This window comes from Frigoribacterium sp. PhB116 (assembly GCF_004364285.1).
In the GTDB taxonomy this organism is placed as follows: Bacteria; Actinomycetota; Actinomycetes; order Actinomycetales; family Microbacteriaceae; genus Frigoribacterium.
In genome coordinates, this window is sequence record NZ_SOBE01000005.1 from 105,668 (window position 1) to 118,508 (window position 12,841).

Here is a 12,841-nt window from a genome sequence, read left to right on the forward strand (position 1 = left end):
CCGCCCGGGTCGGTAGCCTTGCCTCTCGACCCGTGGCCCTGATCGGAGGAACCTCCCCGTGACCGACTCGCCGTCCGACGGTGACCACCGCTCGTCGTCCGAAGCGTCCGAGCCGCGTGCCTGGAAGCGGCCGCGTGGTCGCGAGCGGTACCCGGACCCGGTCGTCGTCGACGCGCCTCCGCCGGCCAGCGCCCCGGCCGCCGGTGCCGAGCGTCGTCTCGCCCTGTCGCTGGACGAGCGCGCCGCCGTCCGGCCGCCCGCCCAGCTGCCGCCCGTGACGCACACCCCGGCGACGCAGTCGTCGGCTGCGCAGGCGGCTGCGCAGGCGCCCGCCCGGCAGCACCCGCCCGTGCCGACCCCGCCCGCGGGTGCCCGTCCGGGCGTGCCGCCGGCCGTCGCGCCGCGGGCCTCCACTGCTCCCGCCGGGTCCGGAGCACCTGCCCCGACGGCCGCCGCCGGCCACGTCGCCGGGCGACGCCTCGTGGTCGGAGGTCGCTACGACGGCCCGCTCCCCGGCGGCGACGCGACGCGCACGCGGTCCGGGTCGCACGCGGCGCCCGGCCTCGTCGACGCGCCTGCCCGTGAGCTCGACGAGCCCGGCCGCCCACCTCGCGAGCGCACCCGCGTCGCCTCGCACGCCGCGCCTCCTGAGGACCGGGCCGAGCTGCTCCGGCTCGAGGCCGACGACGTGGCCGCCGCGGCTGCCGCCGACTCCGCCCGCGCGGCCGACGCCGGTGCGCACTCGGGGCCGGCTCCTGCCGCCTCCGGCCCCCGGGCACGCCGCCGGGCACGCGGCCGCGCCGACGAGGTCGACCCGCGCGACGTCGCGACGCGGGCGATCCCGGTCCAGCGGCCCGCCGCCTCCGTGCGCCCGACCGGTGCGACGCGGGACGACCACGGCTCCGTGACGGTCTCGCGGACGCTCGTGATGGGGATCCTCAACGTCACGCCCGACTCGTTCAGCGACGGCGGGCGCTACGTCGGCCTCGACGACGCCCTGCGCCACGCTCGCGAGCTCGTCTCCGCCGGGGCCGACATCGTCGACGTCGGGGGCGAGTCCACCCGGCCGGGCGCCCGCCGCGTCGACCCGGTCGAGGAGCAGCGTCGGGTGCTGCCGGTCATCCGGGAGCTCGCCTCCGAGGGCGTCCGGCTGAGCATCGACACCATGAACGCGGCCACCGCGTTCGCCGCCGTCGACGCGGGCGCCGACGTCATCAACGACGTCTCCGGCGGCCTCGCGGACCGCTACATGGCGCAGGTCGCCGCCGACACCGGCCGGCCGTTCGTCGCGATGCACTGGCGAGGACACCTCGCCGACGCGACCGCGGGCATGCGGGGCGACGACGTGGCCGGCCAGGTGCGCGACGAGCTGCGGCGCCGCGTCGACGACCTCGTCGACGCCGGCGTCGAGCGCGACCAGATCGTGCTCGACCCCGGCCTCGGCTTCTCGAAGGACGCCGACCAGAACTGGGAGGTGCTCGCCAGCCTCCACGAGCTCGGCCGGCTCGGCCACCCGATGGTGGTCGGTGCGTCGCGCAAGCGCTTCCTCGGCGACCTCCTGCCGGACGGCGCCGAGCCCCGTGACCGCGACGCGGCCACGGCGGTCATCAGCGTGCTCGCCGCACAGGCAGGCGTCTGGGCGGTGCGGGTGCACGACGCCGCGTCGACGCGCGCGGCCCTCGACGTCTGGCAGGCGTGGCAGCGCGGGTCGGGCCCGGCCCGCTCGGCGAGGCACGCGTGACCGCGGCGGGCGACGGGCGCGGGCCCGACGAGGCGGCCTCGGTCCGCACGGCACCCGTCGGGCTCGACGTGCTGCGGCTGCTCGGCGTCCGCGCCACGGGCCACCACGGTGTCTTCGACCACGAGCGCCGCGACGGGCAGGAGTTCGTGATCGACGCCGTCGTGCACCTCGACACGACCCCGGCCGCCGACGATGACGACCTCGCGCAGACGGTGCACTACGGCGTCCTCGCCGAGCAGCTGGTCGCCGCGGTCGAGCGCGATCCCGTCGACCTGATCGAGACCCTGGCCGAGCGCCTCGCCGCCCTCGTGCTGAGCCACCCCGCCGCCGCGCGGGTCGAGCTGACCGTGCACAAGCCGAGCGCCCCGATCACCGTGCCCTTCGGCGACGTGTCGATCACCGTCGTGCGGGAGCGCGCGTGAGCGGCGCGAGCGGCGCGAGCGGATCGAGCGGCGTCGCCGGTGCCGCGTCCGTCGCGCGCCGCGGCGTGGTCGCGCTGGGCTCGAACCTGGGCGACCGCGACGAGCTGCTGCGCGACGCCGTCGCCGCGCTGGCGGCGACCCCGGGCGTGACCGTGACCGCCGCCTCCTCGCCGGTGTCGTCGGTCGCCGTGACGCTGGACGGTCCGGACGAGAGCAAGCCGACGTACCTCAACGCCGTCGCGCTCGTCGAGACGACGCTCGAGCCCCTGGCGCTGCTCGACGCGCTGCAGGCGATCGAGCACGACCACGGCAGGGTACGCGACGAGCGCTGGGGCGACCGGACCCTCGACCTCGACGTCGTCCTGCTCGGCGACCTCGAGCTCGAGACCGAGAGGCTCACGCTGCCGCACCCCCGTGCGGCCGAGCGCGCGTTCGTGCTCGAGCCGTGGCTCCAGGTCGACGAGGAGGCGCGGCTCGGCACCCGGGGACGCGTCGCCGACCTGCTCGCCGCGCTGCCCGACCGCACCCGGCCCGTGCCCGGGGCGACCGGCCTGCTCGTGCCGGCGCGCGCCTCCTCGGCCCCGGCCCCTGGGGCCGACGAGGCCTCCGACGACGCGTCCGGCCCGGACGACGTCCCCACCCGCGCCCCCGACTCGGCGCGAGGTGCCTCGTGAGGCACACCCGCCCGGCGACGCTCGTCGGCCTCGCCCTCGTGGCCCTCGTCGGCGGCTTCGTCGTCGACGCTGCGCTCGTGTCGTCCGGCCAGCCCTCGATCGTGCCGTCGATCGTGCTCGGCCTCGTGCTGCTCGTGATCGGCGGGATCGTCGTGACGATGGCCCTGCCCGTGCGCCGAGTCGCGAAGGGCACCCAGAAGGAGCGGATCGACCCCTACTACGCGACCCGCGTGCTGCTGCTCGCGAAGGCCAGCAGCCTGGCCGGCGCGCTCTTCGCGGGAGCGAGCGGAGGGGTGCTCGCCTTCATGACGACGCGCGGCGTGGACGTGGCGATAGGCTCCGTGGTGCCCACGATCGTCGCCGTCGTGGGGGGCCTCGGCCTCCTCGCGGCCGGGATCGTCGCCGAGCACATGTGCACGGTGCCGCCCGGGGACGACGAGGGCGGACCAGGAGCCCAGGCGGCCTGACCGCAGGCCGGCAGCCCCGCCGACAGCACTGCTGCAGGGCGACCCGCAGCCGACCCGGAGGTACGCGCCATGGACCGACTCGACGTGGCAGAGCCCGCCTGGACCGGCATCTCGCCCAAGTACGTCTGGCCCGAGCTCGTGGGCTGGCTGGTCACCGGGCTGATCGCCGCCGCGGCCACGACGCCGCTCTGGTTCATCGGCGCCTGGTGGTGCTACGCGATCACCGCCGCCGTCGTGGTCGTGATGGTCGTCGTCATGGCGTTCGTGCCCCGACGCGTGCGCTCGATCCGGTACCAGCTGCGGGAGGACGACCTGCTCGTCCGCCGCGGCATCCTGTACCTGCGCTTCGTCGCCGTGCCCTACGGCCGGATGCAGCTCATCGACATCAACCGCGGCCCCGTCGTGCGGGCCCTCGGCCTCAGCGACCTGAAGTTCGTCACGGCGGCGGCGTCGTCGGGCGTGACGATCCCGGGGCTCCCGGAGGCGGAGGCCGACTCGCTGCGCGACCGCCTCGTCGAGCTCGCCGAGTCCCGCCGGGCGGGGCTGTGAGCGGGCCGCTGCCGGGGGAGGGGGCACCGCCTCCTGCGGACGGGCCCGCCGCGCCTGACTCGCCTGCGACGCCCGCGACGCCTGCCGCGTCCGCCGCGCCCGCTGCGGTGGCCGAGCTCACCGACGGCGAGTGGCACCGCCTGCACCCCGCGACGCCGCTGCTCAAGGGTGGCATCGCCCTGATCGTCGTGCTGGGCATCATCGTCAACAACGCCCGCGAGTGGGTCGTCGGCTTCTTCGTGCCGGGCGGGCGGCGCCCGGACGGCGACGGTGAGGGCGACCCGTTCGGCTACGTCGTCGAGCACGGGTACCTCGGGTTCGTGCTGCTCGGGGTGCTCGTCGTGGCCGCCGTGCTCGTGCTCGTCTTCTGGCTGTCGTGGCGGATGAACACGTTCCGCGTCACGGAGGAGATCGTCGAGGTCCGCAGCGGCGTCGTCTTCCGCACGAACCGGCGGGCGCGGCTCGACCGGGTCCAGGGGATCAACATCCAGCGACCGGTGCTGGCGCGCGTCTTCGGCGCCGCCAAGCTCGAGGTGAGCCAGGCGGGCGACGACGCGAACGTCTCGCTCGCGTACCTCCGCTCGGCGGCGGCGGACGACCTGCGGCGCGAGATCCTGCGGCGTGCCTCGGGCGTGCAGCGGTCGGCCGTCGACGGCGTGCAGGCCGCGCCTCCTGCCCGTGCGGCCGCGTCCGCCCAGCCTGCGTCCGCCCAGCCTGCGCCCGGCCAGGCGATGCCCGGCGACGCGATGCCCGGCCACGCCGCGCCTGCCGACACCCGTCAGCGCTTCGTCGGGCTCGTCGAGCAGCGCGCCCAGGACTTCCTCTCCGACGGCCTCGACCCGCAGGAGGCGCCCCCCGAGTCGGTCGTCAAGGTGGACGTCGGCCGCCTGGTCGGCTCCGTCCTGCTGAGCGGGTACACGCTGTTCCTCGTCGCGGCGGCGATCGCCGTGGTCGTCAGCGTGCGGCTGACGGGCGAGTTCTTCCTGCTCTTCGCCCTGCTGCCCGCCGTGCTCGGCTCGAGCGGGTACTACGTCAACCGGGTCACCAAGTCGCTGCGCTACAGCATCTCGTCGTCCCGCGACGGCATCCGCATCGGCTACGGGCTGTTCTCGACGACGAACGAGACGCTCCCGCCCGGGCGCATCCACTCGGTGAGGGTGAGCCAGCCCCTGCTGTGGCGGCCGTTCGGCTGGTGGCAGATCAGCATCAACCGGGCCTCGCGCTCGTCCACCGACGGCTCGGGGCACCAGGGCAACTCGACGCTCCTGCCGGTCGGCGACGAGACGGACGTGCGGCGGGTGCTCGAGCTCGTGCTGCCCGAGCTCGTCGGCGTGCCCGCCGCCGAGGTGCAGGCGGAGGAGCGGGCCGAGGAGGCGTCGGCCCTGTCGGCCGAGACCGCCGCCGGCACCGGGACGGCGGGCGCCGAGCCCGCGCTCGCGGAGCCCACGCACGCCGAGATCCCGGGCGCCGGCCCTGGGCGCACCGAACCCGAGCCCGCGCTCGAAGAGCCCGAGCGTGCCGTCGTGCACGAGCGCGCCTCGCACACCCTCTCGCTCGTCGAGGACGGCCTGACCTCGCGCGGCAGCGAGGGCGGCTTCACCACGTCGCCCCGTCGTGCTGCCGTGCTGCGCTGGTTCTCGTGGCGCCGCAACGGGTTCCGGACGGCTCCGGGCGCCCTGCTGCTGCGCAAGGGAGCGATCTGGCGCGAGCTCGTCGTCGTGCCGCTGCCCCGGATGCAGAGCGTCGGCCTGTCGCAGGGCCCGCTGCTGCGGCGCCTCCGGCTCGCCGCCGTGCACCTGCACACCGTCCAGGGGCCGATCATCGCGACGATCGGCGCGCTCGACCAGGACGACGCGATGGCCTTCTTCGAGGGTGCCGCGCGCGACGCGGTGACCTCGGCCCGGGCCGACCGCACCCACCGCTGGGGCGCCTCCTCGGCTCCCGTCGCCCCAGAGGAGCCGCGCCCGTGAGCCCGCAGCAGAGCGGCCGCCTCGGCGTCGGCGTGATCGGCGCCGGCCACGTGGGGCCGGTGCTCGGCGCCGCCCTGGCCGCCGCGGGCCACGCGATCGTCGGCATCTCGGCCGTGTCCGATCGCAGCCTCGACCGGGCGGAGGCGATCCTGCCGGGCGTCCCCGTCCTGACGGTCCCCGAGATCGTCGAGCGCAGCGAGCTCGTGCTCATCGCGGTGCCGGACGACCAGCTCGCCGACCTCGTGCAGGGCCTCGCCGCGACCGGGGTCTGGCAGCCGGGTCAGCTCGTCGTCCACACGTCGGCGGCGCACGGCCTCGAGGTGCTGCGGCCGGCTCTCGCGGCGGGGGCGATCCCGCTGGCGATCCACCCCGCGCTCACGTTCACGGGGACCACGATCGACCTCGTCCGGCTCCGCGAGGCGTGGTGCGCCGTGACGGCGCCCGGGCCGGTCCAGCCGATCGGGCAGGCGCTCGTCGTCGAGATGGGCGCCGAGCCCTTGCTCGTCAGCGAGGCCGACCGGCCGCGCTACGCCGAGGCCGTGGCGACCGCCACCGAGTTCTCCGCCGCGATCGTCACGCAGTCGGTCTCGATGCTCGCCGAGCTCGGCGTCCCCGAGCCCGGTCGGCTCATCGCGCCCCTGGTCCGCTCCGCCATGGACCGCGCCCTGGGCGTCGCCGGCGGCTCGAGCGGCCCCGGTACCATCGACATGGCGGCGTTCGACGACCCGCCGTCCCCGTTCGGCGGGGGCCCCGGCGCCTGACGGCTGCGCGCCTCCTCGTCCGCTCGTCGCCGTCGCAGCCCACGCCGCGCCTCCTCGACTGCCCGTTCTCTCCGTCCCCCACCACCCCGCTGGAGCCCCCGCACATGACCGACGCCCCCGAGACCACCACCCCCTCCGACGACGCGGCCGCCGTGGCCGCCGCCGCGGCCGAGGCGGCTCGCGAGGCCTCCGAGCAGAAGCAGGTGCGGCTCGAGAAGCGTGCCCGGCTGCTCGAGACCGGGCGCGACGCGTACCCGGTCGGCGTCCCGCTGACCGACACGATCCCCGCCGTGCGGGCGCGTCACGCCGAGCTCGAGGCGGGTGCCGAGACCGGCGAGGTGGTCGGCCTGGCCGGACGCGTCGTGCACGCGCGCAACACCGGCAAGCTCTGCTTCGCGGCGCTGCAGGCCGGCGACGGCTCGCGCATCCAGGCGATGGTGTCGCTCGCCGAGGTGGGCGACGAGTCGCTCGCCGAGTGGAAGGACCTCGTCGACCTCGGCGACCACGTCTTCGTCAAGGGGCAGGTCATCTCGTCGCGCCGCGGCGAGCTGTCGATCATGGTGAGCGAGTGGGCGATCGCCTCGAAGGCGATCCTGCCCCTGCCGAACCTGCACGGCGAGCTCAGCGAAGAGACGCGGGTGCGTCAGCGCTACCTCGACCTGATCGTCCGCGACCAGGCCCGCGCCACGGTGCGCGCCCGCGCCGCCGCGGTCTCGTCGCTGCGCCGCACCTTCGACCAGCACGAGTACCTCGAGGTCGAGACCCCGATGCTCCAGACCATGCACGGCGGCGCGGCGGCGCGTCCGTTCCAGACGCACAGCAACGCGTTCGACACCGAGCTGTTCCTCCGCATCGCGCCCGAGCTGTTCCTCAAGCGCGCCGTCGTCGGCGGCATCGACCGCGTCTTCGAGATCAACCGCAACTTCCGCAACGAGGGCGCCGACTCGACGCACTCGCCCGAGTTCGCGATGGTCGAGGCGTACCAGGCCTACGGCGACTACGAGCAGATGGCCCGGCTCACGCAGCAGCTCGTGCAGGAGGCGGCGCTCGCGGTCGCGGGGACCCACCTCGTCACGCTCGCCGACGGCACCGAGTACGACCTCGGCGGCGAGTGGGCCCGCGTGCCCATGTACGAGTCGCTCAGCGAGGCGGCCGGAGTCGAGGTCACGCCGCTGACGACCGTGTCCGAGCTGCAGCGCCTCGCCGCGACCGTCGACCTGGTCGTGCCGCACGAGACGCACGGCAAGCTCGTCGAGGAACTGTGGGAGCACTTCGTCAAGCCCTCGCTCGACCGTCCCACCTTCGTCGTCGACTTCCCGGTCGACACGAGCCCCCTCGTCCGCCAGCACCGCTCGAAGCCCGGCGTCGTCGAGAAGTGGGACCTCTACGTGCGCGGCTTCGAGCTCGCCACGGCGTACTCCGAGCTCGTCGACCCGGTCGTGCAGCGCGAGCGCTTCGTCGAGCAGGCCGCGCTCTCGGCCCGCGGCGACGCCGAGGCCATGCGCCTCGACGAGGACTTCCTCCGCGCCCTCGAGCACGGCATGCCGCCGAGCGGCGGCATGGGCATGGGCATCGACCGCCTCCTCATGGCGATCACCGGGCTCGGCATCCGCGAGACGATCCTCTTCCCGCTCGTCAAGTAGCGGCAGGGCGCGACGCGGCGCCCCTTGACCACCCGAGTCTGTGTCAGTACATTGGTACGAACCTGATACAGAAACCCGGGAGGGCCCATGTTCTGGATCTATCTGCTGCTCGTCGCGTCGCTGGTCGTCATCGCCGTCGACACGGCGTCTCCCCGTCGGCACGGGGCACAGCTCGCGAAGCTGGCCGCCCGCATGAACCTGCCGGTGACCCCTGAGGTCGAGCCGCTCGTCCGTGCCCGCCTCCGCCGACGTGCCTGGGGAGTCGGGCTCGGCGGCGGCGTGGTGGTCGCGGCGGCGCTCACCGTCGGGCTGCTGCTGCCCGAGCTGCGGCAGTCGCCCCTCGCCGCGGCGACCGTGCTCGTCGCGGGCTTCGCGGGCACGGGCGTCGGCGCGGCCGTGGCCGCCGTCGGCTCGGTGCCCCGTCCGGCCGCCGATGCGGTCCGCGTCGCCCGGACGGCGCCTCCTCGTGTGGCGGACTACGTCGGCCCGCCCGAGCTCGTCGGCGCGCGCCTCGTCGTGGGCCTGGCGCTCGTGGCCTTCGTCGTCGGCGGCGTGGCCGCCGTCTCCGGCCTCGGCGGCGCGCTCCCTCCGACCGCTCTCGCCGAGTGGGTCACGGGCGTCCCGGGGGTGACCGCCGTCGTCGCGGTCGTCGGGCTCGTCGCGACCGAGGTGGTCATGAGGCGCCTCGTCGACCGCGGGCAGCCGGCCGTGTCCGAGCTGGACCTCGCCTGGGACGACGCGCTCCGGTCGATGGCGCTGCGCGACCTCGTGACGGCTCCCGTCGTCCTCGGCTTCGTCGGGCTCACCGGCACCCTGACCGTCCTCGGCGACGCGGCCGCGGGCGGGGGCCCCGGGTCGGTCGGCAACCTCGTCGTGGGGGTCCTCGGGCTCGGCGTCGCCGCTCTGCTGGCGCTCGCGCTCGGCGTCGTGATCTGGGCCCTGGCGACGAAGCCGCACCTCCACTGGTGGCGGCGCCTGTGGGAGCCGCGCCGCCCCTCCGTCGCCGCCCCTGCCGGCAATGCGGGGAACCGGCTGTGATCGTCATCGACCAGCGCTCGTCGGTGCCTCCCTTCGAGCAGCTCCGGCAGCAGCTGCTCGCCGCGATCGGCTCGGGCGAGGTGGCGGCCGGAGCCCGGTTGCCGACCGTGCGGCGGTTCGCAGAGGACCTCGGCATCGCGCCCGGCACCGTCGCCCGCACGTACCGCGAGCTGGAGCAGGCGGACGTGCTCGAGACCCGCGGTCGGCACGGCACGTTCGTGACCGCGGGCGGGGCCGAGGCCGAGGCGCGGTCCGCGGCGGCCGACTTCGTCGGTCGGCTCCGCCGCCTCGGGGTGGACGCGGCGACGGCGCGCGGGCTCGTCGACGCCGCGTTCGACGCGTCGGCCTGAGGGGCGGGCGGTCCCGCAGCAGGCGCGGGGCGCCTCCTCGGTGCGCCTGGAGCCTCAGGTGGTTCGGCCTCGATGCATCCTCAGGCGCGGGCCGCGGGTCTGGCTTATCCTCGACGCATGCCAGAGACCTTCTTGGGAGCCGCGATCTTCGCCGTGACGCCGACGATCGTCGTGGGCCTGATCTTCTGGTTCGTGGTGCGCTCGCTGCTGCGGGCCGACAGGACCGAGCGGTCCGCCTACGCGAAGATCGAGGCGGAGGAGCGCGAGCGGGCCGAGGCCCTCGAGCGCGGCGAGGCCGGCGCGACCCGCGCCTCCTGAGCCTCCCCGGTCTCGCCCCGGGCGTCCGGCTGCGGCTCACCTGCACGCCCGTCGACACTGTCGGCGGGCGTTCGTCGTACCCCGGTCGCACTCACTCCCAGAGCGTCGGAGGCGTCCCTGTACCCCGTCTGGTGCCCCCGGCTCAGGTGAACGTCGCGCACTGTACCCCGCGGTGCCGATTCGCGTATTACACCCGGGGGCCCCGCACGTCAAAGCCTGGTCTCTCCCGTCCCCCGAATCGCTCGAAACCCTGTACGCGCGCACAGAACTGCCTTGCGAAGGGCCTCAGCGACTTCTCCCGGGACCCTGCTCCGCGCCAGACTTCTATCAACGCCGAAGAGCTTCACGAACTATTCGACATGACACGAGTCAGACCTCGAGCAGGGAGAGAACGATGACGATCACATCCGTCACCACGCGCAACACCACCACAGACACCACTGACGAGCCCGAGGTCGAGGTCCTGTCCCAGGTCCGCGGTGCCTCCACCGACCAGGTCGGCGACTACCTCCGCCACATCGGCCGCATGCCGCTGCTGGACGCCGCAGAAGAGACCGAGATCGCGCGTCGCATCGAGGTCGGCCTGTTCGCCGGCGAGAAGCTCAAGGAGCTCCAGGCCGCCGACGCCGTCAAGAAGAACCGCACCAAGGCGCACGCCGAGACGATGCGCGACCTCCGCTGGCTGAAGCACGACGGCGAGCGTGCCAAGGACCGCATGATCACGGCGAACCTCCGCCTGGTCGTCAGCATCGCGAAGCGCTACACGCAGCGCGGCCTCCCCTTCATGGACGTCATCCAGGAGGGCAACCTCGGCCTCGTCCGCGCGGTCGAGAAGTTCGACTACACGCAGGGCTACAAGTTCTCGACCTACGCCACCTGGTGGATCCGCCAGGCGATCGCCCGCGGCCTCGCCGACAAGGCGCGCGCCATCCGCATCCCCGTGCACACGGTCGAGCGCATCAACCGCATCTCGCGCGCCGAGCGCGACCTCACCGTCGACCTGGGCCGTGCGCCCACCGTCGAGGAGGTGGCCGAGGAGGTCGCCATGGAGGTCGCCGACCTGGTCGAGCTCAAGTCGCGCTCGCACGAGCCCGTCTCGATCCACACCGTCGTCGGCGACGCCGAGGACAGCGAGCTCGGCGACTTCATCGAGGACGAGGAGACCCCCTCGCCCACGGCTGCGACCGAGAACTCGCTGCTGAACCGCGACATGCACGCTCTCGTGGCGACGCTCCCCGAGGACGAGGCCCGCGTGATCCGCATGCGCTTCGGCCTGGACGACGACCAGCCGATGACCCTCGACGAGATCTCGAAGCGCGTGCACAGCTCGCGCCAGGCCGTCTCGCGTGTCGAGAGCCGAGCCCGCCTCCGCATGTTCGCGAAGGCCGTGAGTCAGGACCTGCAGCTCTACCTGCAGTAGGCCGGTCCGACCTGCAGTGCCTGAGGGCCGCCTCCCCGTCCACCCGGGGAGGCGGCCCTCGGTCGTCCCCACCCGAATGGTCCCAATTCGGCCCTCGACTCCTCGTGAACACCGAGAACTGACCCCAAGGCTTGCCGGCATGTCGGCTCGCCTAGCGTCTCCTCTCGAGTGGTCCCAATTGGGGCCTCTCGGCCGCAACAAGCACGAGAACGGACCTCTCGACAACAGGCCGAGAACCCTCCACACCCGAGGAGGCGCGCGTCGTCCCCACAGGACGTCTACGTTCCCGCGCCACCCGCCCCGCATCGCCCCGATGCTCGTCGCATGCCCCGCACCGATCTGCCTCCGCCCCTGTCCGCCCGGCCCTTCTCCGTGGCGGAAGCGCTCGACGCGGGGCTAGGTCGAGAGCGACTCCGGGGCCGGGACCTGTTCCGCCCACATCACGGAGTCCGGGCGCCCCTTCGAGCGGTTTCGGCGGATCACGTCCAGGACGTGGCTCGGCTCTTCCTTCCTGCGATGCGACCAGGATGGTGCTTCTCCCACGTCACGGCACTCGCCATCTGGGGCCTGCCGCTCCCTTCGTTCCCAGTCCTCGGCCCCGCGTCTGGACCGCCCCCGTTGCACGTCTCCGTCTCGGCAGGGCGCGGTCCTCGGAGAGAAGGCATCGTCGGACATCGTGGACTCGGCGTCGACACCGCTCGGACCCTGGGTGGCCTTCCCGTCGTCGATCCGTTGACGGCATTCGTGCAGGCAGCTCCGCAGTTGCCTCTGGACGCTCTCGTGGCGGTCGGCGACGCCCTCTGCGGCTCGTGGTCGCCGTGGCCGGAGGCGCGGGAGCGAGCACCGACCGACATCGAGGAGCACCTCGCCGCCTCGGGTCGGGCACGTGGAGTCGGGTCGGCTCGACGAGCGCTCACGCACGTGCGCGTCGGCGTCGAGTCCCCGAAGGAGACGGAGCTGCGCCTCCTCCTCGTCCGAGGAGGACTCCCCGAACCCGAGATCAACACCAAGACCTACGACGGGGCCGGTCGCTACCTCGGCAAGCCCGATCTCCGGTACCCGGACGAGCAGGTCTTGATCGAGTACGAGGGCGACGAGCACCGACGTGACCCGGGACGATGGCGCCGCGACATCCGCCGACGGGAGCGCTTCGCCGACGCGGGCTGGCGGACGATCCGGGTCACGGCCGCCGATCTGCGGGGGGCGCCTGCGCGCGAGCTCGTCAGCCGTGTCCGGCGTTCCCTCTCTGGCTGACGACCGGTCGAGTGGTCTCGTTCTCTCCTTCGCCGCCGCGGGAAGGACCGTTCACGACCACTCGGCCTGAGGCGAGGAGGGGGGTGGTGGGGGAGGCGCGGCGGCGGTACCGTGGGCGCGGACGAGCAGGCGCACACCAGCGCACGCCGCAGGAGCTGCACGGGAGGGGTGATGAGCATGGCCGACGTCATCGCGCACGCGAACCCCCCTCACACCCGGGTCGCCGTCTAGACG

General features: G+C 74.2%; 13 protein-coding genes. All 13 read left to right on the forward strand.

From position 1 onward, the window contains the following. Nucleotides 1–58 precede the first annotated feature (58 nt). The 13 genes from folP to EDF20_RS14225 all read left to right on the forward strand — a co-directional run bounded on the left by folP (nucleotide 59) and on the right by EDF20_RS14225 (nucleotide 12,607). Nucleotides 59–1,741 (forward strand): dihydropteroate synthase, encoded by a 1,683-nt coding sequence (gene folP, locus EDF20_RS16195; protein ID WP_347876504.1) that lies wholly within the window; start codon nucleotides 59–61, stop codon nucleotides 1,739–1,741. Next, nucleotides 1,738–2,163, forward strand: coding sequence for a dihydroneopterin aldolase (gene folB, locus EDF20_RS14170; protein ID WP_133739114.1), 426 nt, complete (start codon nucleotides 1,738–1,740; stop codon nucleotides 2,161–2,163). The genes folP and folB overlap by 4 nt, the downstream gene beginning before the upstream one ends. Continuing rightward, complete coding sequence (folK, locus tag EDF20_RS14175; protein WP_133739115.1) at nucleotides 2,160–2,837, forward strand: 2-amino-4-hydroxy-6-hydroxymethyldihydropteridine diphosphokinase; 678 nt, start codon at nucleotides 2,160–2,162, stop codon at nucleotides 2,835–2,837. Before folB ends, folK begins: the two co-directional genes overlap by 4 nt. Beyond that, nucleotides 2,834–3,304 (forward strand): DUF3180 domain-containing protein, encoded by a 471-nt coding sequence (locus tag EDF20_RS14180; protein ID WP_123547464.1) that lies wholly within the window; start codon nucleotides 2,834–2,836, stop codon nucleotides 3,302–3,304. The genes folK and EDF20_RS14180 overlap by 4 nt, the downstream gene beginning before the upstream one ends. A gap of 69 nt (nucleotides 3,305–3,373) precedes the next feature. Continuing rightward, on the forward strand, nucleotides 3,374–3,853 hold the full coding sequence (locus EDF20_RS14185; RefSeq protein WP_123547465.1) for a PH domain-containing protein: 480 nt from the start codon (nucleotides 3,374–3,376) through the stop codon (nucleotides 3,851–3,853). 107 nt (nucleotides 3,854–3,960) lie between these two features. Beyond that, nucleotides 3,961–5,823 carry a PH domain-containing protein gene (locus tag EDF20_RS14190; RefSeq protein WP_123547466.1) on the forward strand — a complete coding sequence of 621 codons (1,863 nt, stop codon included), beginning with the start codon at nucleotides 3,961–3,963 and terminating at the stop codon, nucleotides 5,821–5,823. Beyond that, nucleotides 5,820–6,584 carry a Rossmann-like and DUF2520 domain-containing protein gene (locus EDF20_RS14195; RefSeq protein WP_133739116.1) on the forward strand — a complete coding sequence of 255 codons (765 nt, stop codon included), beginning with the start codon at nucleotides 5,820–5,822 and terminating at the stop codon, nucleotides 6,582–6,584. Before EDF20_RS14190 ends, EDF20_RS14195 begins: the two co-directional genes overlap by 4 nt. Before the next feature lie 104 nt (nucleotides 6,585–6,688). After that, nucleotides 6,689–8,227, forward strand: a complete 1,539-nt coding sequence (lysS, locus tag EDF20_RS14200; protein WP_133739117.1) for a lysine--tRNA ligase — start codon at nucleotides 6,689–6,691, stop codon at nucleotides 8,225–8,227. An 87-nt stretch (nucleotides 8,228–8,314) separates the two neighbouring features. Then, nucleotides 8,315–9,265: a hypothetical protein gene (locus EDF20_RS14205; protein ID WP_133739118.1), complete on the forward strand. Its 951-nt coding sequence runs from the start codon at nucleotides 8,315–8,317 to the stop codon at nucleotides 9,263–9,265. Beyond that, nucleotides 9,262–9,615, forward strand: coding sequence for a GntR family transcriptional regulator (locus EDF20_RS14210; protein WP_133739119.1), 354 nt, complete (start codon nucleotides 9,262–9,264; stop codon nucleotides 9,613–9,615). Before EDF20_RS14205 ends, EDF20_RS14210 begins: the two co-directional genes overlap by 4 nt. A 117-nt stretch (nucleotides 9,616–9,732) precedes the next feature. Then, on the forward strand, nucleotides 9,733–9,933 hold the full coding sequence (locus EDF20_RS14215) for a hypothetical protein (protein ID WP_123547471.1): 201 nt from the start codon (nucleotides 9,733–9,735) through the stop codon (nucleotides 9,931–9,933). Nucleotides 9,934–10,327: 394 nt separating this feature from the next. After that, nucleotides 10,328–11,353, forward strand: a complete 1,026-nt coding sequence (locus EDF20_RS14220; protein WP_133739120.1) for a sigma-70 family RNA polymerase sigma factor — start codon at nucleotides 10,328–10,330, stop codon at nucleotides 11,351–11,353. 762 nt (nucleotides 11,354–12,115) lie between these two features. After that, nucleotides 12,116–12,607 carry a hypothetical protein gene (locus EDF20_RS14225; protein WP_133739121.1) on the forward strand — a complete coding sequence of 164 codons (492 nt, stop codon included), beginning with the start codon at nucleotides 12,116–12,118 and terminating at the stop codon, nucleotides 12,605–12,607. The last annotated feature ends 234 nt before the right edge of the window (nucleotides 12,608–12,841 follow it).

Excerpts from the sequence above, each read along its gene's own strand:
- EDF20_RS14185 (WP_123547465.1), top strand. The coding sequence starts at position 3,374 with ATGGACCGACTCGACGTGGCAGAGCCCGCCTGGACCGGCATCTCGCCC.
- lysS (WP_133739117.1), top strand. The coding sequence starts at position 6,689 with ATGACCGACGCCCCCGAGACCACCACCCCCTCCGACGACGCGGCCGCC.
- EDF20_RS14205 (WP_133739118.1), top strand. The coding sequence starts at position 8,315 with ATGTTCTGGATCTATCTGCTGCTCGTCGCGTCGCTGGTCGTCATCGCC.
- EDF20_RS14215 (WP_123547471.1), top strand. The coding sequence starts at position 9,733 with ATGCCAGAGACCTTCTTGGGAGCCGCGATCTTCGCCGTGACGCCGACG.
- EDF20_RS14220 (WP_133739120.1), top strand. The coding sequence starts at position 10,328 with ATGACGATCACATCCGTCACCACGCGCAACACCACCACAGACACCACT.